This window comes from Candidatus Zixiibacteriota bacterium, assembly GCA_035574315.1.
In the GTDB taxonomy this organism is placed as follows: Bacteria; Desulfobacterota; Binatia; order UBA9968; family UBA9968; genus DATLYW01.
On sequence record DATLYW010000022.1, the window covers coordinates 19,445 to 42,132 of the forward strand.

General features: G+C 63.5%; 18 protein-coding genes and 1 tRNA gene. 5 read left to right on the forward strand and 14 right to left on the reverse strand.

All coding sequences use genetic code 11. From position 1 onward, the window contains the following. Positions 1 to 37 precede the first annotated feature (37 nt). The 11 genes from VNN77_06875 to guaB form a co-directional block, all read right to left on the reverse strand. Positions 38 to 1,078, reverse strand: a complete 1,041-nt coding sequence (locus tag VNN77_06875) for a phenylalanine--tRNA ligase subunit alpha (protein HXG51108.1) — start codon at positions 1,076 to 1,078, stop codon at positions 38 to 40. 17 nt (positions 1,079 to 1,095) lie between these two features. After that, positions 1,096 to 1,455 (reverse strand): 50S ribosomal protein L20, encoded by a 360-nt coding sequence (rplT, locus tag VNN77_06880; protein ID HXG51109.1) that lies wholly within the window; start codon positions 1,453 to 1,455, stop codon positions 1,096 to 1,098. A gap of 18 nt (positions 1,456 to 1,473) precedes the next feature. Then, positions 1,474 to 1,671, reverse strand: a complete 198-nt coding sequence (gene rpmI / locus VNN77_06885) for a 50S ribosomal protein L35 (GenBank protein HXG51110.1) — start codon at positions 1,669 to 1,671, stop codon at positions 1,474 to 1,476. A 32-nt stretch (positions 1,672 to 1,703) separates the two neighbouring features. Beyond that, entirely contained in the window at positions 1,704 to 2,207 is a 504-nt protein-coding gene (gene infC / locus VNN77_06890) for a translation initiation factor IF-3 (GenBank protein ID HXG51111.1), read from the reverse strand. Positions 2,208 to 2,249: 42 nt separating this feature from the next. Beyond that, a complete protein-coding gene (gene thrS / locus VNN77_06895) occupies positions 2,250 to 4,157 on the reverse strand; it encodes a threonine--tRNA ligase (protein ID HXG51112.1) in 1,908 nt (635 codons plus the stop codon). An 18-nt stretch (positions 4,158 to 4,175) separates the two neighbouring features. Continuing rightward, positions 4,176 to 4,250: transfer RNA gene (locus tag VNN77_06900), tRNA-Val, on the reverse strand. A 116-nt stretch (positions 4,251 to 4,366) separates the two neighbouring features. Continuing rightward, on the reverse strand, positions 4,367 to 4,933 hold the full coding sequence (gene pgsA / locus VNN77_06905) for a CDP-diacylglycerol--glycerol-3-phosphate 3-phosphatidyltransferase (GenBank protein HXG51113.1): 567 nt from the start codon (positions 4,931 to 4,933) through the stop codon (positions 4,367 to 4,369). Beyond that, a complete protein-coding gene (hflX, locus tag VNN77_06910; protein HXG51114.1) occupies positions 4,917 to 6,239 on the reverse strand; it encodes a GTPase HflX in 1,323 nt (440 codons plus the stop codon). Before hflX ends, pgsA begins: the two co-directional genes overlap by 17 nt. After that, positions 6,236 to 9,742 (reverse strand): DNA polymerase III subunit alpha, encoded by a 3,507-nt coding sequence (gene dnaE, locus VNN77_06915; GenBank protein HXG51115.1) that lies wholly within the window; start codon positions 9,740 to 9,742, stop codon positions 6,236 to 6,238. Before dnaE ends, hflX begins: the two co-directional genes overlap by 4 nt. Positions 9,743 to 9,846: 104 nt before the next feature. Continuing rightward, positions 9,847 to 11,379, reverse strand: a complete 1,533-nt coding sequence (guaA, locus tag VNN77_06920) for a glutamine-hydrolyzing GMP synthase (GenBank protein HXG51116.1) — start codon at positions 11,377 to 11,379, stop codon at positions 9,847 to 9,849. Further along, entirely contained in the window at positions 11,376 to 12,842 is a 1,467-nt protein-coding gene (guaB, locus tag VNN77_06925) for an IMP dehydrogenase (protein ID HXG51117.1), read from the reverse strand. Before guaB ends, guaA begins: the two co-directional genes overlap by 4 nt. A 366-nt stretch (positions 12,843 to 13,208) precedes the next feature. On the opposite strand from guaB, the gene VNN77_06930 reads away from it, so the two are divergent. The 4 genes from VNN77_06930 (at position 13,209) to VNN77_06945 (ending at position 19,455) form a co-directional block, all read left to right on the forward strand. Then, entirely contained in the window at positions 13,209 to 16,577 is a 3,369-nt protein-coding gene (locus VNN77_06930; protein ID HXG51118.1) for a GAF domain-containing protein, read from the forward strand. Positions 16,578 to 16,627: 50 nt separating this feature from the next. Continuing rightward, the gene (locus VNN77_06935) at positions 16,628 to 16,861 is read left to right on the forward strand and encodes a zinc ribbon domain-containing protein (protein ID HXG51119.1); all 234 of its coding nucleotides are present in this window, start codon (positions 16,628 to 16,630) and stop codon (positions 16,859 to 16,861) included. Positions 16,862 to 16,935: 74 nt separating this feature from the next. Further along, positions 16,936 to 17,856, forward strand: coding sequence for a YifB family Mg chelatase-like AAA ATPase (locus VNN77_06940; protein HXG51120.1), 921 nt, complete (start codon positions 16,936 to 16,938; stop codon positions 17,854 to 17,856). Between the two features lie 804 nt (positions 17,857 to 18,660). Next, a complete protein-coding gene (locus VNN77_06945) occupies positions 18,661 to 19,455 on the forward strand; it encodes a hypothetical protein (protein HXG51121.1) in 795 nt (264 codons plus the stop codon). Between the two features lie 23 nt (positions 19,456 to 19,478). Here VNN77_06945 and VNN77_06950 read toward each other — a convergent pair whose 3' ends face one another. The 3 genes from VNN77_06950 to VNN77_06960 all read right to left on the reverse strand — a co-directional run bounded on the left by VNN77_06950 (position 19,479) and on the right by VNN77_06960 (position 22,401). Beyond that, a complete protein-coding gene (locus VNN77_06950) occupies positions 19,479 to 19,709 on the reverse strand; it encodes a hypothetical protein (GenBank protein ID HXG51122.1) in 231 nt (76 codons plus the stop codon). A 3-nt stretch (positions 19,710 to 19,712) separates the two neighbouring features. Next, positions 19,713 to 20,852, reverse strand: coding sequence for a site-specific DNA-methyltransferase (locus tag VNN77_06955; GenBank protein ID HXG51123.1), 1,140 nt, complete (start codon positions 20,850 to 20,852; stop codon positions 19,713 to 19,715). Positions 20,853 to 21,036: 184 nt separating this feature from the next. Beyond that, positions 21,037 to 22,401, reverse strand: a complete 1,365-nt coding sequence (locus VNN77_06960; GenBank protein ID HXG51124.1) for a site-specific DNA-methyltransferase — start codon at positions 22,399 to 22,401, stop codon at positions 21,037 to 21,039. Positions 22,402 to 22,502: 101 nt separating this feature from the next. Between VNN77_06960 and VNN77_06965 the strand changes: the two genes are divergently transcribed. Further along, on the forward strand, positions 22,503 to 22,688 hold a 186-nt coding region (locus VNN77_06965), incomplete at its 3' end, for a transposase (protein ID HXG51125.1).

Here is a 22,688-nt window from a genome sequence, read left to right on the forward strand (position 1 = left end):
GCGGGCGGCCCGTCCCGGCCGTCGCCGGCCGGGTCCGTCAGCCGAACTGCCGGAGGAATCTCAAGTCGTTCTGGAAAAAAAGGCGGATATCGTCGATCCCGTACTTGAGCATCGCGATCCGCTCCACTCCCATCCCGAAGGCGAATCCCGAGACCTCGTTCCAGTCGTAACCCACGAACGCGAAGACCTGGGGATCGATCATGCCCGCGCCGAGAATCTCGAGCCAGCCCGTGCCCTTGCAAACCCGGCAGCCCTGGCCACCCTCTGCGGCGCCGCTTCCGCCGCACAGGAGGCAGCGGATGTCGATCTCCGCGCTCGGCTCGGTAAAGGGAAAGAAGCTCGGCCGAAAGCGCACGCCGGTCTCGGCGCTGAAGATCCGCTGCAGGAAGTGCGTGAGCACGCCCTTGAGGTCGGAAAAAGCGACGCCGCGGTCCACCATGAAGCCCTCGACCTGATGGAACATCGGCGAATGGGTGGCGTCGTCGTCGTGGCGGTAGACGGCCCCGGGAACGATCACCTGCAAGGGCGGACGCCGCTTCTCCATCGTCCGGATCTGAACCGGCGAGGTGTGCGTCCTGAGCAGCCGCCCGGCGGAGACGAAAAAAGTATCCTGCATGTCGCGCGCCGGATGGTCCTGCGGAATGTTGAGCGCCTCGAAATTGTAGTAGTCCTCCTCGATGTCCGGACCGCACGCGATCTCGAATCCCATGCCGTGAAAAACCGAGGCGATCTCCTCCATGACGGCGGTCAGCGGGTGGACGCATCCGCGCCGCCAGCGGGTTCCGGGGAGCGTGACGTCGATCGCCTCGCTCTTCAGGCTGCGCTCCTTGGCCTCGGCCCTGATCGCCTCGAGGCGCTCCTCGATGCGCTCCTCGAGCAGCCGGCGCGCGCGGTTGAGGCGATCGCCCGCCTGCGGCCGCTCCTCGGGCGGCAGATCCTTGAGGCCGCGCAGGAGCGAGGTGAGCCGCCCCTTGCGGCCGAGGATCTCCACCCGCAGCGCGTCGACGTCGGCTTCCGACTCGCAACGACCGAGCCGCTCCAGGACCTCGCTCTGGAGCCTTTCTATGGAGTCGTCCATCGAAGCGGGAAAAGGCCCTAGGCGCTCAAATGGGATTTCGCGCGCTCCGCGAGCTGGCCGAACGCGGCCTGGTCGGCGACCGCCAGCTCCGCGAGCATCTTGCGGTTCAACTCGATGCCGGCCTGCTTCAGCCCCTTCAGCAGCTGGCTGTACGACAGGCCGTTCAGGCGGGCCGCCGCGCCGATGCGGGTGATCCACAGCCCCCGGAAGTTCCTCTTCTTGACGCGCCGGTCGCGGTAGGCGAACGCGAGCGAACGCTCCACGGTTTCCCGGGCCGAGCGGTACAGGCGTCCTCGTCCGCCCACGTACCCCTTGGCCAGCTTCATGATTTTCTTTCGTCTGTGACGGGATTTGCTCCCGCCTTTTGCTCGTGGCACTTCGACTGCTCCTTTCCTCTATTTGTAAGGGATCAGCTTGCGAATGTTCTTGGCCTCGCTCGCCGCGACGGTGGCGGCCCGGCGCAGGTTCCGCTTGCGTTTCTTCCCTTTGGAAGACAGCAGATGGCGTCGGAATGCCTTGTTCCGCTTGATCTTTCCCGTACCGGTCAGCTTGAACCGCTTGGCGGCGGCCCGATTCGTCTTCATCTTCGGCATGATTGCTCCCGTCTTTTCGCGTTGAGTCTGAATTACTTGGGCGTCAGCAGCATCGCCATGCTCCGTCCCTCGAGGCGCGGCTCGATGTCGACCTTGGCGATGTCCTGGAGCTGCTTCACCACTCCGCTGAGCATCTGCCTGCCCAGCTCCGGGTGCGTGATCTCGCGCCCGCGGAAGAACACCGAGACCTTCACCCGCTGGCCCCGCTCGATGAACTGGCGGATGCTTCGCACCTTGTGCAGCACGTCGTGCGGATCGGTCCGCGATCCCATCTTGACTTCCTTGATCTCGACGACGGAATGCTTTTTCGGACCGTGGGACTTCTTTTTCTGCTCGTAGCGGAACTTCCCGTAGTCCATGATCCGGCAGACCGGCGGCTGGGCATCGGGAGCCACCTCCACCAGGTCGAGGCCCAGCTGTTCCACCTGCTTGAGCGCCTCGTGCAGCGGCATGACGCCGAGCTGCTCCCCCTTGGGACCGATGACGCGCACCTCGCGCGCGCGTATTTGCTGATTGATTCTCGCGTCTCTAGCGATAAGCCACCTCCGTGGTCAAAGGACCGGTTCCGGCTCCACCGGTCAGCCCAGCTCCCGCGCCACCTCCGACTCCAGCATCCCCACGAAATCCGCCACCGACATCGGCGCCAGATTCTCCCCGCCCCTGCGGCGAAGGGTCAGGGTCCGGGCTTGAACCTCCTTGTCCCCGATGATCGCGGCATAGGGAATCTTGGCGAGCTGCGCCTCGCGGATCTTGTATCCGAGCTTTTCGTTGCGGTCGTCCAGCTCCACCCGCCAGCCGCGGTCCCGCAGCTCCGCGAAAACGCTTTTAGCATATTGCTTGTGGTGGTCGGTAACGGTCAGAACCCTCACCTGCACCGGGGCGAGCCACAGCGGAAAAGCGCCGCCGCAGTGCTCGATCAAAATCCCCATGAACCGCTCGATCGACCCCAGCAGCGCCCGATGGATCATCACCGGCCGCTCCTCGCTTCCGGAGGCCGAGACGTAGGTGAGACCGAAACGCTCCGGCAGAAAGAAATCGAGCTGCACGGTGGCCAGCTGCCACCCCCGGCGCAGCGCGTCGAGCACCACGAAATCGATCTTCGGACCGTAGAACGCTCCCTCGCCGGGGCTGCTCCGGTACTCGATCGACTGCTTCCGCAGCGCCTGGCCGAGGACCTCCTCGGCGCGGTCCCATACGGCCGGATCGCCGAGAAAGTCCTTCGGGCGGGTGGAGAGCCGCACCTCCATGTCGCCGAACCGGAAGGTACGGTAAACCTCCCGCAGCATCGTAATCAACCCGCCGATTTCGTCCTCGATCTGTTCGGGCGCGCAGAAAATGTGCGCGTCGTCCTGCGAGAAAGAGCGCACCCGGGTGAGCCCCGCGGTCACGCCGGAGCGTTCGTAGCGGTGCAGCCGGCCAAAGTCCGCGATCCTGAGCGGCAGGTCGCGGTACGAGCGCTTCTTCGAGGCATAGATCAGCGTGTGGCCCGGGCAGTTCATCGGCTTCACGCCGAACTCGCGGTCGTCGACGCGGGTGAAATACATGTTCTCGCGGTAGTGATCGTAATGCCCGGAGCGGCGCCACAGCTCGACGTCGAGGATCTGCGGCGTGATCACCTCTTCGTAGCCGTAGCGGCGGTAGAGCCGGCGGACGTAAGCGATCAGCTCGTTGTAGACCACAGCCCCTTTCGGGTGGAAAAACGGGCTTGCCGGCGCGACCGGGTGAAAGCTGAAGAGATCGAGCTCGCGCCCGAGCCGTCGGTGATCCCGTTTTTTCGCCTCCTCGAGCAGCTGCAGGTGCTCCTTCAGCGCCTGCCGGGTCGGCCACGCCGTCCCGTAGATGCGCTGGAGCATCTCGTTGCGCTCGTCCCCGCGCCAGTAGGCGCCGGCGACTCCGGTGAGCTTGAACGCCCGCAGCGCTCCGGTCGACGGCACGTGAGGGCCGCGGCACAAATCCACCCAGTCCCCCTGCCGGTAAAGCGAGACCGTCTCGTCGGGGATTCCCTCGAGGATCTCGACTTTGTAGGCCTCTCCCATCGAGCGAAACAGCTCGATCGCCTGCTGGCGCGACATTTCCTCCCGCCGGACGGGGAGGTCCTGCTCGACCAGCTCCTTCATGCGGGCCTCGATGCGCTCTAGCTCTTCGGGAGTGAACGCCCGGTCGCGCTTGAAGTCGTAGTAAAAGCCGTCCTCGATCGTCGGGCCGATGGTCACCTGGGTTCCGGGAAACAGGCTCTGCACCGCCTGCGCCATGAGGTGCGCGGTTGAGTGGCGCAGGATGTCGAGCCCCTCGGGGCTGTCCACCGAGATCCACTCGACCGTGCCGTCCTCGGTGAGAGGCCGGCTCAGGTCCACGGCCTTGCCGTCGAGCCTGGCGGCGATCACGTCTTTTCCGGCCTCGCAGGAGACGGCGAGCTCGCCGATGGTCGTGCCGCGGCGGACGTCGACGGTTTTCCCGCCGGGCAACCGGATACGAATGTTCTCCATGCGGGTACTATAATAGGATGGTAGGCACGGGCAGGATTGAACTGCCGACCTCTTCCGTGTCAAGGAAGCGCTCTCCCACTGAGCTACGTGCCTGAAAGGAGTGAAGAGACAATCGTTGTCGAGCCTTCATCGATCAGCGTCGGCGCCTGCCCTGGCTTGGGCAGAAAGATGCAAACAAGCGATTTTCCTATCAATTTCTCGCAAGGCTGTCAACCCGGTCGCCTCAGCGCCGAGGCTCTGTTCTGCAACCACACCAATCCCCGGTAGAGATACTGCAACCCCGACCACACCGTCGCCACGGCGGTGGCGACCACGACGATGTCGCGCCACAACGGGTCGATGCTTTGCGGGTCGTAAAGCAGCAGGAGGACCACGCCCACCGTCAGCAGCTGTAACGCGGTGCTGCACTTGCCCGCCGCCGTCGGCTGAACGTGCGGCCGCTCGTCGAGCAGCAGACACAGCATACCATACCCGGTCAAAATGAAAACATCGCGGCTGAGAACCAGGACCGCAAGCCACGGCGGGATCGCCCCCTCGAGCGCCAGCATCAGGAAAGAGCTGATCATCAGGAGCTTGTCCGCCAGCGGATCCAGGTGCGCGCCCAGCGCGGTCTCCTGCCCCATCCAGCGCGCGCTGAGGCCGTCGAGAAAATCGGTCACGCCGCCGATCACGAAGACCGCCAGCGCGGCGCCGTAACTGCGCGACGAGAGCAGGACGAGAAAGACGGGGATCGTCAGGATCCGTACCAGCGTGAGGAAGTTAGGGAGATTGAGCATCGAATCCCCGGGCCGCGGCGGCATCTCCGTTCCGCGCGAGCATCTTCCTCATTTGACCGGCCAGCTTCGGTGTGACGAGCGCCGTCAGGTGGAGGCGATCGCCCTCGTAGCGCTCTTCGATGATCCGGCCGCGCTCCCGGATCATCGCGACCAGCGCGCCCTGCGCCGCGCTGAAGCAGCCGTGGAACGTCTCCTTGCCCTCGTCCAGGATCGCCCCGATCCGCTCCAGCAACCCTTCGACGCCGCGGCCTGTCAGCGCCGATATGGGGCAGACCTCACGGGCCCGGCTGTTCCGGAACGACCGCAGGGGAAGCTCCGGGAAGAGATCGATCTTGTTCGGCACCAGGATCGCCGGGATCGCGCCCGCGCCGATCTCCTCGAGCACCTTCTCGACGATCTCGATCTGCTCTTCGAACAGGGGGCTCGCCATGTCGACGAGGTGGAGCAGCAGGTCGGCCCGGGCGACCTCCTCGAGCGTGCTCTTGAACGCCTCGATGAGCGAATGAGGGATCTTGTTGATGAAGCCGACCGTGTCGACGAGCATCACCTTGTCGCGGTTCGGCAGCCGCAAGGCGCGGATCGTGGGATCGAGCGTGGCGAACAGCCTGTCCTCGACGGTCACGCCGGCGCGCGTGAGGGCGTTCATCAAAGTGGACTTCCCGGCGTTCGTATAGCCCACCAGCGCCACAGTCGCGAAGGGGACCTCGTCGCGCTCCCTGCGCTGCAGCCCCCGCGTCCGCTCGACCCGGCGCAGGCGGCGTTTGAGATGCGCGATCCGCTCGCGGATCCGCCGGCGGTCCACCTCCAGCTGCGTCTCGCCCGGGCCGCGGGTGCCGATGCCGCCGCCGAGCCGCGAAAGGTGCAGCCACTGCCGCGTCAGGCGCGGCAGGAGATACTGCAGTTGCGCCAGCTCGACCTGGAGCTTGCCCTCGTTGCTGCGGGCGCGCTGGGCGAAGATGTCGAGGATGAGCTGGCTCCGGTCCACCACGCGAGTCGCCAGGGCCGCTTCGAGGTTGCGCTGCTGCGCCGGCGTGAGATCCTCGTCGACGATCACGAGATCGGCGCCCTGCCGCTTCACCTTGAGCTGGATCTCCTCCACCTTGCCGCGGCCGATCAGGGTCGCGGGGGTGACGCTTCTCAACTGCTGGGAAGTCTTCTCCAGCACTTCGGCCCCGGCGGTCTCCGCGAGCCGCTCGAGCTCGTCCAGACTGTCGCCGAGAGGGATTCTTCCCGGAGCCGAAGGCAGCTCGACCCCGACCAGGATCGCCCGCTCTTTTCGATGGTGGTTGGAATTGCGCCGGTTCAAGACTGCGAGATCTGAAGGCTCACCCTGGTTCCGAAGAGCCGGCCGACCGCGGCCTCCAGCTCGGGCGTCCACGCGACCCGCATCTGATCGGACAGCTCGATCACGGTCTCGCCGGCGTCCGGAGCCATGACATGGAGCAGCACGTTGCACGGGCCGGGGTAGTCCAGCAGCGCCTCCCGCAGGCTCACCAGCTCCTCGGGAGCGACTTCGTTCTCCCGAAAATAGAGGTGCACGCGCTCGCCGTTGCGGCGGGAGCGCTCGTTGCCGTTGCGCGCCGCTTTGGCCGCGTCGGCCAGGGGGCTGATTTCGTTGGCGATGATCTGGACCCTTTCTTCTCCGGCTTCGAGCCTGCCCCGCACGTAAATCGGGTCGTCCGAGGCCAGGATCTCGGCCACCTTCCGGTAGACGTCCGGCCAGGCGATAACTTCAATATAACCGGTTTTGTCTTCCAAGTTAAAGGTCCCGTAGCGCTCGCCCTTTTTCGTGTTCTTGAGCTTCAACGCCGAGATCACGCCCGCCACCCGGACGTCGCCGGGAGAGGGCTTTTCCCTTAACGCGGCCAGGGTGCCGCTGGTGAGCCTTTTGATCACGCGCTCGTACTTGTCCAGAGGGTGGCCGCTGATGTAGAAACCCAGGGCCTCCTTCTCGAAAGCGAGCGACTGCTGGGGCGACCACTCCTCGGCCTGGGGGTAGTGGTCCGGGGTCCTCCTGGCCGTGCGGCCCGGGCTCCCGAGCATCTGGAAGATGTCGATCTGGTTGCTCGCGCTGTCGCGCTGGTGGGCCTGGCCGGCCCGCAGCGCCTCGTCCAGCGCCGCCGTCATGCGCGCCCGCGACACCCCCGTGGAGTCGAAAGCGCCGCACTTGATCAGGCTTTCGATCACCCGGCGGTTGACCGCGGTCAGGTCCACCCGCCGGCAGAAGTCGAACAACGACTCGAACGGTCCCGCCTCGTCGCGGCTCTCGAGGATCACCTCGACCGCCTTCTCGCCCACGTTTTTCACCGCCGCCAGGCCGAAGCGGATCTTGTCCCCGACCGGGGTGAAGTCGGCGCGGCTCTCGTTGATGTCGGGGGCGAGCACCTCGATGCCGCGCTCCCGGCACTCCGCGAGGTTCTTGATGACCTTGTCCGTGTCGTCCATCTCGGAGGTCATCAGCGCGGCCATGAACTCCACCGGGAAATGGGCCTTCAGGTAGGCGGTCTGGTAGGAGACCAGCGCGTAGGCCGCGGAATGCGACTTGTTGAAGCCGTAACGCGCGAAGGTCTCCATCTGGTCGAAGATCTCCGCTGCCTTCTCGGCGCCGATGTTTTTCCTCTTCGCCCCCTCCACGAAGCGCTCGCGCTGCGCCGCCATCTCCTCGGGATCCTTCTTCCCCATCGCGCGGCGCAGGATGTCCGCGTCGCCCATGCTGTAGCCCGCCAGCACCTGGGCGATCTGCATCACCTGCTCCTGGTAGACGATGACTCCGTAGGTGTCCTTCAGGATCGGCTCGAGCAGCGGGTGGAGGTACTTGATCTTTTCCCGGCCGTGCTTCCGCTTGATGTACTCCTCGGCCATGCCGCTGTCGAGCGGCCCGGGGCGGTAGAGCGCCAGGATCGCGACGAGGTCCTCGAAGCAGTTGGGGCGGATCTTGACCGTCATCTCCCGGATGCCCGTGCTTTCGAGCTGGAAGACGCCGGTGGTGTTGCCGTTGCACAGGAGCCGATAGGTTTTCTTGTCGTCCAGCGGGAGCCTGGCCGGGTCGACCTTCTCCCCGCGCGTCCGCTCGATCAGCTTCACGCAATCGTGGATCAGGGTCAGCGTCTTGAGGCCGAGAAAATCGAACTTCACCAGACCGATCTTCTCGACGCTGCCCATGTCGAACTGCGTCACGATGCCGCCTTCCTTGTCGACGAAGAGCGGCAGATGATCGACCAGCGGGAGGTTCGACAGCACGACTCCCGCGGCGTGCGTCGAGGCGTGGCGCGTGAGCCCTTCCAGCCGGAGCGCGTGGTCGATCAGGGTCTTGACCCGCGGATCGGTCTTGATCAGCTCCTGCAGGCGCGGCTCCATCTTGATCGACTCGGCGAGCGGGTAGTCGAAGCCCTGCTTCGGCGCCGGGATGAGCTTGGCGATCGCGTCGGTCTCGGCGAAGGAAAAGCCCAGGGCCCGGCCGACGTCCTTGATCGCCGCCTTGGCCTTGAGCGTTCCGAAGGTCGCGATCTGCGCCACGCGGTCGGAGCCGTATTTGTCCTTGACGTACTGGATGACCCGGGCGCGGCCGCGGATGCAGAAGTCGACGTCGATGTCGGGCATCGAGCGCCGCTCGGGGTTCAAGAAGCGCTCGAAGAGCAGGACGTGGCGGATCGGGTCGAGGTCGGTGATTTTCAGGGCGTAGGCCACCAGGCTGCCGGCCGACGAGCCGCGGCCCGGCCCGACGGGGATGCCGTTCTGCTTGGCGTAGTTGATGAAGTCGGCCACGACCAGGAAATAGCCGGGGAACTGCATCCGCTTGATGACGTCCAGCTCGTACTCCAGCCGGTCGTAATAGGTCTTGCGCGTCCCGGGGTCCGTGACCCCCTCGAGCCTTTCCTCCAGCCCCGCGCGCGCCAGCTCGTCGAGATAGTCGTCCAGGCTGACGTCCTTCGGCGGCGTGTAGGTCGGAAAGTGGTACTTGCCGAACTCGATCTCGACGTTGCACCGGTCCGCGATCTCCAGCGTCCGCTCCACCGCCTCCGGACAGTGGGCGAAACCCCGCTTCATCTCCTCTTCGGACTTGAGGTAGAGCTCGTCGGTCTCGAGCTTCAGCCGGTTCTCGTCGTTGATCGTCTTCCCGGTCTGCACGCAGAGCAGAACGTCATGGGCGTGAAAGTCCTCGCGCTCCCCGTAGTGGCAGTCGTTGGTCGCCACGGTCGGGATCGAGAGCTCCTCGGCCAGCTCGATCAGCAGCCGGTTCACCTTTTCCTGCTCGGGGAGCTTGTTGTCCTGCAGCTCGATGTAATAGCGGTCCCCGAACATCGCCAGGTACTGCTCGGCGGCGGCCTTGGCCCGCTCGAAGTTTCCGGCGGAAAGCGCCTGCGAGACCTCTCCCTGGAGGCAGGCGCTGAGGGCGATCAACCCGCCGTTCAGCTCCCGGAGCAGCTCCTTGTCGATCCTCGGCTTGTAGTAGAAGCCCTCCATGTAGCCGAGCGAGACGAGCTTGCAGAGGTTTCGGTAGCCCTCCCGGTTCATCGCCAGGAGAATCAGGTGGTTGTTGTACTCCTTCGGGCCCCGGTCGACGCCCTTGCGCTCGAAGCGGCTCGTCGGCGCCACGTAGATCTCGCAGCCGATGATCGGCTTGATGCCGTGGCGGACCGCCTCGCGGTAGAACTCGACCGCGCCGAACATGTTGCCGTGGTCGGTCATGGCGACCGCCGGCTGCTTCAGCGCCTTGATCCGCTCGCAGAGCCGATCGACCTTGTTGGCACCGTCCAGCAGGCTGTATTCGGTATGGCAGTGAAGGTGAACGAAACGGGAATGTTCCATGCAACCGCCCCACCCTTAGCACAAACGTTTCCGCGCGACAAATATTTTGCCGCGCGACGCGCCGCTTCTCGCCGGAAGCGGCGAGGTCGCGAAAGCCTTCCCGCCTACTCCCATTCGATCGTGGCCGGCGGCTTGGAGGAGATGTCGTAGACGACGCGGTTGACGCCGCGGACCTCGTTGATGATGCGGTTGGAAATCCTGGCGAGCAGCTCGGCCGGCAGCGCCGTCCAGTTGGCGGTCATGCCGTCGAGGCTGTCGACGACCCGCAGCGCGATCACGTTCTCGTAGCTGCGCTCGTCGCCCATCACCCCGACGGTGCGGATCGGCAGCAGCACCGCGAACGACTGCCACACCTTCTCGTAGAGACCCGCGGCGCGGATCTCCTCCAGGACGACGGCGTCCGCCCGGCGCAAAACCGCCAGGCGCTCCTCGGTCACCTCCCCCAGCACGCGGATCGCCAGGCCCGGCCCGGGGAACGGCTGGCGTTGGATCCACTCGCGGGGCAGCCCCAGCTCTCTTCCCGCCTCGCGCACCTCGTCCTTGAACAGCTCGCGCAGCGGCTCCACCAGCTTCATCCGCATATTTTCCGGCAGCCCGCCCACGTTGTGGTGGCTCTTGATCGTCACGGACGGGCCGACGAACGAAACCGACTCGATCACGTCGGGGTAGAGGGTCCCCTGCGCCAGGAAAGCGACCTCGCCCAGCCTGCGCGCCTCTTCCTCGAACACCTCGATGAAGACCCGGCCGATGATCTTGCGCTTCATTTCCGGATCCTCGACGCCCCGCAGCGCCGCCAGGAAACGCGAGCTCGCGTCGACGTAGCGAAACGCGGCGCCGAAGCGCTCGCGGAACAGCGCGCACACTTGCTCCGCCTCGTTCTGGCGGAGCAGACCGTTGTTCACGAACACGCAGATCAGGCGGTCGCCGATGGCGCGGTGGACGAGCGTGGCGACCACCGAAGAGTCGACGCCGCCGCTGAGCGCGCAAAGCACGCGGCCGTCGCCCACCTGCTCGCGAACCCTGCGGATCGCGGTCTCGACGAAGCTCCCCATCGTCCAGGTCGGCTTGCAGCCGCAGATGCGAAAGACGAAGTTGGCCAGGATGTCCCGCCCGCGGGGCGTGTGGGCGACCTCCGGATGGAACTGCACTCCGAAGAGCCGGCGGCCCGGATCGGCGAACGCCGCGATCGGAGAATTGGCGCTGTGGGCGAGCACCGTCCAGCCGGGGGGAATCGAAAGCATCCGATCGCCGTGGCTCATCCAGACCCCGATCGTCTCGCGGCGCTCAAAGCCCCTGAAAAGATCGGCGTTGTCGTCGATGGTGACGTCCGCCGGCCCGTACTCCCGGCGGTCGGCCCGGGCGACCTCCCCGCCCGCGAGCAGGTTCAGCATCCCCATGCCGTAGCAGATGCCGAGCACCGGGACGGAAAGTCCGAGCACGTCCGCGCTGATCTTCGGCGCGTTTTCCTGATAGACGCTGGCCGGGCCTCCCGAAAGGATGATGCCCTCCGGAGCGAGCTCCTTGATTTTCTCCAGAGGCAGATTGAAGGGATGGATCTCGCAGTAGACCCGGGCTTCCCGAATGCGGCGCGCGATCAGCTGGGTGTACTGCGACCCGAAATCCAGAACCAGGATCATTCGACTCTGTAGTTGGGGGCTTCCTTGGTGATGAAAACGTCGTGGACGTGCCCTTCGCGCAGGCCGGCCGCCGTGATCTGGATGAAGCGCGCTTTCGCCCTCAGCGTGGGAATGTCGGGGCAGCCGAGATAGCCCATGCCGGCCCGCAGACCGCCCACGAGCTGGTGGACGTTGAAGGAAAGCGAGCCGCGGTAAGGCACCTGCCCTTCGATCCCTTCGGGAACGAGCTTCATCGGCTCCTCGACGTCCGCCTGGCCGTAGCGGTCCTTGCTCCCCTGCCCCATCGCCCCGAGCGATCCCATGCCGCGATAGACCTTGTAAGTCCGGCCCTGGTAGAGGATCGTCTCTCCCGGGCTTTCCTCGGTTCCGGCGAACAGGCTGCCGATCATCACCGAATGAGCGCCCGCCGCAAGGGCCTTGGTGATGTCCCCGGAGTACTTGATGCCGCCGTCGGCGATGATCGGGATGTTGTGGCGCGCGGCGACTTTGGCGCAGCTCCCGATCGCGGTGATCTGCGGCACGCCGACGCCCGAAACCACGCGCGTCGTGCAGATCGAGCCCGGCCCCACGCCCACCTTGACGGCGTTGACCCCGGCGCGGATCAACGCGAGCGCGCCCTCCTCGGTCGCGACGTTGCCGGCCGCGAGATCCAGGTCGGGATAGCGGCGCCGGATCTGGCCGACGACATCGAGGACGTTTTTCGAGTGCCCGTGCGCCGTATCGACTGCGATCAGATCCGCGCCGGCTCGTACCAGCGCTTCGACCCGCTCCTCCCAGTCGGGACCGACGCCCACGGCGGCGCCGACCCGCAGCCGCCCCCGCTCGTCCTTGCAGGCGTTCGGATATTGAATCTTCTTCTCGATGTCCTTAACCGTAATCAGCCCTTTCAGCTGAAAATTGTCGTCGACGACCAGCAGCTTCTCTATGCGGTGCTGGTGCAGGATCTCCTTGGCCTCGTCGAGCCCGACCCCCGGCTTTGCCGTCACCAGGTTGTCCTTCGTCATCACCTCCGAGACCGGCCGGTCGAGTTTTTTTTCGAACCGGAGATCTCGATTGGTCAGAATGCCGACCAGGCGCCCGTTCTTGGTCACCGGCAGGCCGGAAATCCCGTACCTGCTCATGATGTCCTTGGCTTCGGAGATCTTTTGGTCCGGGGCCACCGTGATCGGGTCGGAGATCATGCCGCTTTCGAACTTCTTTACCTTTTCGACCTCGGCGGCCTGAGCCCGCACGGTCAGGTTCCGGTGGATGATCCCGATGCCGCCTTCCTGGGCCATCGCGATCGCGGTCCGGGACTCGGTCACCGTGTCCATGGCCGCGCTCACCAGCGGCACGTTGAGCGCGATGCGCTCGGTCAGCCTGGTCGAGACGTCGATGTCGCGGGGAACCACCGACGACTCGGCGGGAATCAGCAGCACATCGTCAAAAGTGAGACCGACCGGTAAGACTTCCTGCTCGAACATCGCTCACCTCCGGGCAACGCTAAAAAAAAACCCAGACCGCGGCCTGGGTTTTGGAATGCCCGACGATTTCAACGCAAACATAGAATCTTATAACAGGAATGCTTTTCCAGCACAAGAAGGAGGCGGCCCCGGCGCCGATCTTCCGCCGCCGAATCAGGGGAGTTTTCCGCGGGCCGAGGATGCCCGAGCGCTATCCAAATTTTGCCCGCACCGGACAATAAGCCTCCGCGCTCGGGAGCCGGACGACTGTCGGGTCCGCGAAAGCCCGCCGTAAGGCCCCTGATTCATTGAAATCTCATGGCATGCTCGAATGGTACATCCATTGCTCGAACGGGTCATGAATACCCGCCGAGCCCGAGGCCGCCTTTGCTCACGACGGGAAAAATCCACTGGAAGCTGTTTCGTCTGCTGGTCCTGATCCTGGGCGGCCTCGCCCTGATCGCAGCCGCTTTCTGGTCGATGCGGATCGAGCCCACCCTGCGCGCGACCGTCGCGCAGGAGCAGATAGAGACGGCGCGGCGCGCGGCCGACCGCATCGCCGACTTCATCGAACGGCGCATCCTCGAGCTCAGGGCCGCCACCCAGATCGGAAGCTTCTCGGAAGACCCCGCCGCCGCGGCGAAGTCTCTCCGGCGCCTTTTCGAGCTGTCGCCGGCCGTGCGCCAAGTGACGCTTGTGGATGCCGGCGGGAAGGAGCTCCTCCGAGCTCCACAGCGTCCGCCCGGTTCGGCCGAGGCCCCGGCCTCGTATCTCGACACCCCGGGGTTTCGCGAGGCGATGCGCGGCGAGACCCACGTCGGACCCGTTCATTACGGAAGCGCGGCCGAGCCTTTTCTTACGCTTGCGGTCCCCGTCAAGGCCGGATCCCAGGAGATCCGCGGCGCGCTCATTGCCGAAGTCGGCCTGAAAGGCCTCCTGGACGGCGTCTCGCTCCTCGGCATCGGCCGCCCGGGCTCGCTCTACGTCCTCAGCCGGGACGGAACGTTGATCGCCTCTCGCGGCAGCCCTCCGCCGAAGTCCCGCGACGCCAGCGGCGTGACGACCCCGGGAGCGTTTGTCGACGGCGCCGCCGAGGTCACGACCCAGCCATCGGGCCGCCAGATGCTCAGCACCTTCGCCACCGTTCCGCTGGCCCGCTGGCGCGTGGTCGTGGAGGCGCCGCTCGAAGGCGCCCACGCCGATCTCGGAAAACTCAAGAGCTTCGGGGCTCTGGTGCTCACGCTCGCGATCGTCGCCATGTTCCTCGCCAGCGCGACCTTCAGCTGGCGCATCGCCGGCTCTCTTTCGCGGCTGGAGGAAGGGGTGGACCGTATCGCAGGCGGCGACCTCGACCACAGCCTCGAAATCCGGACCGGGGACGAGATCGAGCGCCTGGCGGACAGGTTCAACCAGATGGCGGCGGCGCTCAAGGAATCGCGCCGGAGCCTGGAAGCAAAGGTCGCGAAGCGCACTGCAGAAATCTCCTCCCTCTACGCCGCGATCGCTCCCCTGAAACCGGCCGACTCTTTCGACAAGACGCTGTATGCCATCCTCTCGCGCCTGGTCGAGACGACAGCCGCCGACGCCGGCTTGATCCGGTTATGGGACCACGCGCGACGGGCCTTTTATTCCCCCGCGGCCATAGGGCTCGATCGAGCCTGGCTCGAAAACAGAGACGCCGAGGGGGGTCTGGTCGTCACCGATGAAGTGTTGAGATCGGGCGCGCCGATCGTCTGTCCGGATGTGGCCGCCGAGCCCCGGCTCCAGCGCAAGAGGCAGCTTTCCTTGGGTTTTTCGAGCTGCGTTTTCCTTCCGCTCAAGGTCGGCGCCGACATCCTCGGCGTGATTCAACTGTACAGCCGCACCAGAGGCTTTTTTTGCCCGGAAAAGACCGAGCAACTTCTCGCGATCGCGCGCCAGATGGGCATCGCGCTGGAGAACCGCCGGCTGCTCGATCAGGTCCGCCGGCGCAACAGGGACCTTCAGACCCTTTTCACGGTGACCGAGACCGTGACCCGCTCTCTCGATCTCGATTCGGTCTCGGCCGCGGCGCTTCGCGCAACTACCGCCGCCCTCCGTGTCGACGCGGGGTGTCTGTACGTGGCGGACGAGCGCGGCAAGGTGCTTCGCCTGGCCGCCCACCTGGGGCTGCCGGGAGACGAGCTTCACGAGATCGAAAGCTATCGTCCGGGCGAGGGGATCATCGGCGCGATCTTCGCCGAAAACAAGGCCGTGATCTACGGCGATATCGATCGGGACGCCGGCCACCACGCTCAAAGAGCCCGCCGGTGGGGCTTCGCCGCTCTGGCCGGCGTTCCCATTTCGGTGAAAGGGCGGCCCCTCGGCGTCCTCCAGGTCTACTCGAAACGGGCGCGGGCGTTCGACGATCGCGAGGTCCGGCTGCTCTCGACGATCGGCGCGCAGATCGGCACCGCCATCGAGAACGCGCGCCTGTACGAGCAGAGCAAGCGGAATTTCGAGCGAATCCGGGCGCTCCACGAGATCGACGCCGCGATCGCCGAGACCTTGGAGCTGCGCAAGGTGCTCGACATTCTCATGGGAAAGATCGAGCTGTTTCTCCCGATTCCCGCGGCTTACACGGTGCGGCTTTGCGACCCGGTGACCGGCTCCCTCGAGCCCGCGGCGTGCCGCAACCTGGACGAGGACGCCTGGCGGGCAGCCGGCGAGGCCGGGTGCCGGGCTCTCAACGAAAGCGTGCGCGCGGCGAGAGCCCCGGTGGTGATCCGAGACATCCGAACGGATCCGGACGCGCGCGACTGCCGGTTCTTCGTCGACCAGGGGTTCGTCTCCTACCTCGGCGTGCCCCTGATCGCGCAGGGGCAGGTGCTCGGCACCATCGGACTCTATACTCGAAGTCGGCACGAGTTCACTCCCGAAGAGATCGAGCTGTTCGCCACGCTCGCCGGCCAGGGAGCCCTCGCCATGTACAACTCCCGGCTCTACGAGCAGACGAAAAAGCAGGCGATCGAGCTGAAGAAATCCAATCAGGTCAAGGATCAGTTCCTGGGCGTGATCTCGCACGAGCTGCGCACGCCGCTCAGCGTGATTCTCGGTTACGCGACTCTGCTGGAAAGCTCCCTCGGCGACCCGCGCCCCGAGCAGCTCAAGGCGATCCACGTCATCAAGGAAGGGTCGGAAAAGCTCCTCGCGATGATCCAAAGCATCCTCGAGGCCACGATGCTGGAATCGGGGACGATGTCCGTGGCGCGCGAGCCCGTCGACCTGAACCGGCTCGCGAACGACCTCCGAAACGCCTACGGCGAGAGGACGGCGGCCGGAGCGGCGATCGTATGGTCCATCGCCCCGAACCTGCCGGTAGCGCTCGGCGACGGCTACAAGATCAAGCAGAGCCTGCAGCATCTGATCGATAACGCGGTCAAGTTCACTCCCGAGGGCGCGATCACGGTTTCGGCGAGATACCGTCCCGACCGGCGGGCCGTTTGCTTCGAGATCGCCGACAGCGGCGTCGGCATCGCGCCGGAGGTGATGCCGTTCATCTTCGAGAAGTTCCGCCAGGCCGACAGCAGCGCCACGCGGGACCACGGGGGGCTCGGCCTCGGCCTCTACATCGCCAGGAAGTTCGTCGAGCTGCTCGGCGGCGAGATCGTCGCCGAAAGCGAGGTCGGCCGCGGCTCCGTTTTTCGCGTCACGCTGCCGTGGGCCGAGCCCGCCGCCCCTTCGGCTTCCCCTGCCGGGGCCGCGCCGTCTCCGCTCGACGCCGATTCGCGCCGCTGAGCCCCGGACCTTCGTTGAGGCGCCGCCGTGGCTGTGCTAAAAAGTCGTCGATGCCGCTCTACGAGTACGAGTGCGACAACGGCCATCGCTTCGAGGCGATCCAGAAGCTGAGCGAGCCTCCGCTGCGGCGCTGCTCGATCTGTTCCGCGGGAGCGCGCCGGGCGGTCGGGCTGCCCACGCTCCTCCACAACCGCGGCATTCACGTCTTCGACCGGGTGACCAAGGACGATGCCTTGCGCGACCGGCCGTCGTCCCTCAAATCCTTCAAGAAAGACAGGTTCTAGCCCGTCCCGGCAGCCGCAAAATTCGACTTGTCATTCGCCGCAAGCTCTGTTAGCCTGCGCGCGCATCCGGGCTTATGCTGGCGAAGGTCAACAGCGCGGCCCTGTTCGGGATCGACGCGCTGCGAGTCGAAGTCGAAATCGATCTCTCTTCGGGCCTGCCTCAGCTCGCCACGGTGGGTCTCCCCGAAGGGGCGGTCAAGGAAAGCAAGGACCGCATCCGCGCCGCGGTCAAGAACTGCGGTTACACCTTTCCCGCCAAGCGCATCACGATCAACCTCGCGCCCGCCGACATCAAAAAGGAAGGGTCCGCCTACGACCTGCCGATGGCCGTGGGCATCCTGGCGGCCGAGGAGCTGATCGACAAGAAGCTCCTGAGCGATTACATGCTCCTCGGAGAGCTGTCCCTGGACGGCGCCGTCAAAACGATCCGCGGCGCGCTGCCCTTCGCCATGGCCGCGTGCAGGGAGGGATTCAAGGGCATCCTGCTGCCCGAGGCCAACGCGCGCGAGGCAGCCGTGGTCGGCGGCATCGAGGTGCTGGGTGTGCAGAGCCTGCCGCAGGTGATCGAGTTCCTGAACGGCGAGCGCACGATCGAGCCGACGCGCGTGAACCTCGACGAGCTGTTCAGCCGCCATTCCCGGTACGGCATGGATTTCAATGACGTGAAGGGACAGCAGCACGTCAAGCGCGCCCTGGAGGTGGCCGCCGCCGGCGCCCACAACGTGCTCCTGGTCGGTCCGCCGGGATCGGGAAAGACGATGCTCGCCAAGCGGCTGCCGACGATCCTGCCCGACCTCACGCTCGCCGAGGCGCTGGAGACCACCAAGATCCACAGCGTCATGGGAACGCTCAACGGGCAGCCGATCGTCGCCACCCGCCCGTTCCGCGCGCCGCATCACACGATCTCCGACGCCGGGCTGGTGGGCGGCGGCACGGTGCCGAAGCCCGGAGAGGTGTCGCTCGCCCACAACGGGGTCCCATTGCAGAGAATTTAGATATACCTCTCCGCCTCTTGCCAAGGTCCGCGCAGAAAGCCGGGCGATCTCCCGATCCTGGGGAAGGGAGACGGAGACCTCAAGGTCCCCGTCTCTTTTCGCCGTAATTCGCCGGCAAAGCGTCCGCACGATTTCGCGGCGGTGCTCCTGGCCGGAAAAGCGTAAAATCTCCTCAATCTGGGCCAAGGCTTGATAAAGGCTATCCGGGTCAAGCTTTCTCTTCCGGTACGCCTCGATGTCCTCCAGGTATTCCCTTCGCCTTCGCTCAAAGGCGGCCTCCGAAGCCTCCAGTTCCTCCACCTTTGCGTCAATCTCGGCGAGCTTGAATTTCCCGTACTGATAGAGGTCAATGAGGTTTGATCTTCTCCTTGCGATCTCGGCAAGGCTTTGCTCTATGCCTTTTAGCTCTTTTTCCAAAAGGGCCTTCTGCTCGTTGGCTTCTCCCAGGCGCTCCAGAACCACTTTGGGGGAAACGAGAAAGTTCTCCAAGACATCCCAAACAGCTTTCTCCACATGGTCGGCCCTCACGAAGGGCATAGGGCAGCGGTTAAGCTCTATTCCTTTTTTCCGCGAAAACCAGCGTTGCGCGCCATGCCTGGTCTGGCAGACGTAATAGTGATAGGTGCGCCAGGGCTTCCGCTTCGGCCTTTTGATGCTCCGGTAGACGTACATCGGACTTCCGCACTCTCCGCACCTGATTAGCCCCGAGGACGGGAACTTGAGCCTGGTGTTGCGGTAGGCGACTAAGGTTCCCCGGCGCTTCTCCAGGACTTGCTCGGCCTCCTCTGGGGAGATAATCGGCGGATGGTTGCCTTTGGCCAAGGGTTCCCGTGGTTTCCGCTTCAGCCGCGTCCGCTCCTGCCGGCTCTGGGTCTTGAGGATAAATCCGGCGTAGAACCAGGCCCGGTCCAGGATGCCGGTGAGGCTGTGAAAGTGCATCCGGTGGCGGCCGCAGATCTCTTTAAGGCTCAAGTCCTCGTAGAGGAAGAGATCGAAGAACTCCCTGACCGTCCGCCAGTCGTAGCAGACGTACCTTTGTCCTTTTTTCTTTCCGCTGTGGACTTCCCTCGCTTCCCGCAAAACAAGTTTTCCTTCCCCATCCCATTGATAGCCGGAGGGAGGAATGCCGCCGTAAAACCATCCTGCCTCCTTTTTCGCCTCGATGCCTCGCTTCATCCGCGAGATGATTTTCTTCTTCTCCTTTGCAGCGACGATGCCCAAAAGGGAGGAGACGAACCACTGATCGTCGTCGGAGAGGTCAATCACCTCAGACAACGTGACGATCTTTACGTTGTGCTCAATGAAGACCTCTTGGATACGGCCGAGGTCCTTCAGATTATCCGGCCGCGCCAGCCGGTCAAAATCAGTGACCAAGACCGCGTCAAATCTCTTTGCTGCTGCATCCTTGAGCAGGCTCAAGAACTGGGGCCGCTTCTCGATCCAGCTCCCGGAATACCCTTCGTCGCGGTAAATCTTCACGACTTTCCAGCCATGCTTGGAGGCCAGTTCCTGCGTGAGCTTTTCCTGTGCAGGCAGAGAAAATTTCTCTGCCTGCATGTCGGTGCTGACCCTGATATAGAGCGCAGCTTTCTTTATTGACTGAATTGTGTCGAGGTAACTCATTAGGCTCGCTTCCTATCAAATTGAGATTCGCTTGTCCCCGCGTCTTTTGCGGCCGGAAATTCATTGGAACCGTCTTCATCTCTCATCCAGAATTCAAGGAGCCGCAAGGCCTCCCGGATCTCGGGGTCACTGTTTGCCTTCGGCCCAAGGATCGCAATGATCCGGCCAAGTTCCCGATCACGGTGTTCTTTGACTTTTCGGTACATGTCCATGATCCAGTCGCGATTCATCTCTTAAGCTCCGCAGGCCGCTATCATTTCATTTCCCTCCTGATTAAGATTTTTCACTACTCTCGCTTGACCTAATCTCCGTTCGGCAATTTTGATGTATTTCGGGTTTAACTCTATGCCCATCCATCTTCGGCCTAGTCTCTGAGCGACAAACGCCGTGGTCCCGCTGCCCATGAAGGGATCCAAAACGATTCCCGGCTCCCAGCCGGCCTTGCAGCCGCAGTCGGTGTACCCGACCGTCACGCTGGAATTTAATACCGTGTTGTCGCCTTTGAAATTTCTCTCCTTGTAGTAACGGCCGGAAGTCGCGCCTATGCTGTGTTGTCTGAACTGGCTCTTGATGATCGGCTCTCTCGCCTTCCCGCACTTCCGGCAAATCATCCAAGGGCATCCCGCCTTTATCGGGGTTTCCACCAACGCCTCCGGGAAGACGGCGAAGTGCGCTCCCGGAAACGGCCTGGTAGGGATGCGCCAGACGCAGCGCTTGTTTCTTCCCAGGGCATGCCCGGCAACAAAGGCTCTCTGAGTTTTGATGGCCCCTCCGCTTTCCTGCGCCCACTTGCCGCCGTATTCGGTTCGGGCCTTTGCCATTCTCGCCCGGTCATAAACGTTGCTCTCGAATGCCTCGTACTGCGGCTCAAACCAATACTTCTTCGATTTTGTGAAGAAGAATAGCGGCTCGTAGTCCACGGTGAACCTGTCTCTGACCGAAGAAGGCATGCAGTTGGGCTTCCACCAGATCAGGACGTTTCTCAAGTACCACCCTTGCTCGTCTATCATTCTTTGCGCCAAGCGGAAGTTTTGAAGCATCAATGATTTCGTCGGCATCTCTTTCAAGAACGTCGGCCTCCCGCATCTTTCTTCTTTTTCCAATTTCCCGAATTGGGTGTGTTTTTTAAGATAGTGCTTGTTGCCGCCGGCTTTGCCGCTGCCGTTATAACTGTCGCCGTGGTTCCACCACATCGTTCCTGTGCTTTTAAGAACTCTTTTTAGCTCAGCGGTGACCGCGAGCATCCTCTCAAGGTACTCCCCAAAACTCGGCTCCAAGCCGATTTGGTCGCTCACGCCGTAATCCCGAAGGCCGTAGTACGGCGGAGAAGTGACGATGCAGTCCACGCACTCATCGGGAAACGTCTTCAGCACTTTAAGCGTATCTCCGCATAGTATCCTGTTCGCCCATTGCCTCACCTTGTCCTTGACCTCCCCCGAGAACCGAAAGGAAAGGCCCGAAACGCTCTTCGCGTCTCCGGGCCTTTCGTCTCTCGCAGGGAGGCGGGACTGTCGGCTCTGGCTTTTCTCTTTAGCTCCTCAGTCTGTTAATCGACTTTTAGCCTCCGTATCGCCCGAGCGCTTTCAATCGCGCCTTCGCGATCTCCGCATACTCGCGCTCTTTTTCTATGCCTACGCATTTTCTGCCCAACATCCTGGCGGCAACGCAGGTGGTTCCCGATCCCACGAAAGGGTCCAAAACCGTGTCTCCCGGCCTGCTGCCCAAAGTTATAAGGTAAGCCATCAACTTCACCGGCTTCACGGTCGGATGGAAATTTCTGATCTTGGTGTTGCGAATGGACTTTGTGCCGTCTCCGAATTCGTTCTCCATGTAGTTCCCAGAACCGTCTCTCAACGGCAATCCCGTTTTCACGACTTCAGGCATTCTTTCCAGGCCCCGGTTCTTTTCCCTCTTGCTCGCTTTCGGGACGATCAGGAACGGAAAAGTCCTGGCCCACCATTTGTCTAGGTCAAAGTAGCGGGAGTACGAGCCGGAGTCCGAGTACCCTCCGCCGGTATAGTCCGCGAAGCCGCCCTCGCCCTGCTTGTAAACGTTTCTCCTGCCTTTGGTGGTCGCAGACTTGAACGCCGAACTCTTGGTTATCCTCCCGTCGTTCAACACGTCGTCGCTCACCAGGAGATTCGCCGGAAAGCGACCTTTGATCACGCATCGTTCCTGTATTTCCTCTGCCGAGATCGGGCGTATCCGAAACGCATTCTCGCCGTTGTACCCGGCGGAGCCGTCCGCGCCGGTCTTGGCCCATCCGTTGGTGGCGACATCTCGCTCGCTCTCGTACGGTATCCGGCAATCATCCAGCCAGGTGACGCCCTTCCTGTTTCTCAGCGCCTGATCCGCGTAGGTCTTCTCCGAGAGCGGCTTCATGGCGACAAGGATCACCTCCACCGCCGGCTTGGGCTGGAAGCCGCCGTAAGAGCCGGCGAGGGATTTGGCCTCGTTAGAAATCAGCTTTGGAGGCGCATACTCATTCGGCTTTATCGTCGGCCTCATCGCCGGGCTGTTCCTGTCGGATGCTCTGAAGTCGCGGCCCTCGCGCCCGCGAAGACCAAGTTTCTTGTCCACCGCCTTCCCGATGTTCAGCGCCTTCGGGAAACCCGAAGCGTAGGTCCAGTAGATGCTGGTGAATCCCGTATGAAATCCCGCTTCCTGCAGCGCGACGATTTGTTTGCCTAACGTGTCCTGGCGCGGAGCGGACATCACGAAAGCGAAAGCTCCGGGCTTTAGGACTCTTAAACATTCCGCGTAAATGGGGGTGAAGAATTCCAAGAACCCTTTTCCGGCTTTGTTCCTCGGAAGTTTTTTAAACCCCATGTTGTTTTGGTAAGCGCCTTTCGGCTCCACAATCTCGTTGAAGGTGTCCCAATCCTTGCCCATGAACGAGTAGCCGTAGGGCGGATCGGTCACTATCAAGTCAACGCTTTCGTCCGACTGACCTGCCCCCCAAAAACTGGGCCATTTTGAAAGTGAGTCCTCCTGGGATATAGCAGAGCGAAAGGAGGACAGCGATGAGAGGCAAGCGGTTTAGTGAGGAGCAAATCATAGCGGTCCTGAAGGAGGGCGAGGCGGGGGCAAAGACCGCCGATCTCTGCCGGCGCCACGGGATCACGCAGCAGACCTTTTACCGTTGGAAGTCAAAATACGGAGGGTTGGAGGTGAGCGATGTCCGGCGGCTGCGGCAGCTGGAGGAAGAG

Excerpts from the sequence above, each read along its gene's own strand:
- VNN77_06875 (HXG51108.1), bottom strand. The coding sequence starts at position 1,078 with ATGGACGACTCCATAGAAAGGCTCCAGAGCGAGGTCCTGGAGCGGCTC.
- rpmI (HXG51110.1), bottom strand. The coding sequence starts at position 1,671 with ATGCCGAAGATGAAGACGAATCGGGCCGCCGCCAAGCGGTTCAAGCTG.
- thrS (HXG51112.1), bottom strand. The coding sequence starts at position 4,157 with ATGGAGAACATTCGTATCCGGTTGCCCGGCGGGAAAACCGTCGACGTC.
- pgsA (HXG51113.1), bottom strand. The coding sequence starts at position 4,933 with ATGCTCAATCTCCCTAACTTCCTCACGCTGGTACGGATCCTGACGATC.
- dnaE (HXG51115.1), bottom strand. The coding sequence starts at position 9,742 with ATGGAACATTCCCGTTTCGTTCACCTTCACTGCCATACCGAATACAGC.
- guaA (HXG51116.1), bottom strand. The coding sequence starts at position 11,379 with ATGATCCTGGTTCTGGATTTCGGGTCGCAGTACACCCAGCTGATCGCG.
- guaB (HXG51117.1), bottom strand. The coding sequence starts at position 12,842 with ATGTTCGAGCAGGAAGTCTTACCGGTCGGTCTCACTTTTGACGATGTG.
- VNN77_06935 (HXG51119.1), top strand. The coding sequence starts at position 16,628 with ATGCCGCTCTACGAGTACGAGTGCGACAACGGCCATCGCTTCGAGGCG.
- VNN77_06940 (HXG51120.1), top strand. The coding sequence starts at position 16,936 with ATGCTGGCGAAGGTCAACAGCGCGGCCCTGTTCGGGATCGACGCGCTG.
- VNN77_06945 (HXG51121.1), top strand. The coding sequence starts at position 18,661 with ATGGTTGCCTTTGGCCAAGGGTTCCCGTGGTTTCCGCTTCAGCCGCGT.
- VNN77_06950 (HXG51122.1), bottom strand. The coding sequence starts at position 19,709 with ATGAATCGCGACTGGATCATGGACATGTACCGAAAAGTCAAAGAACAC.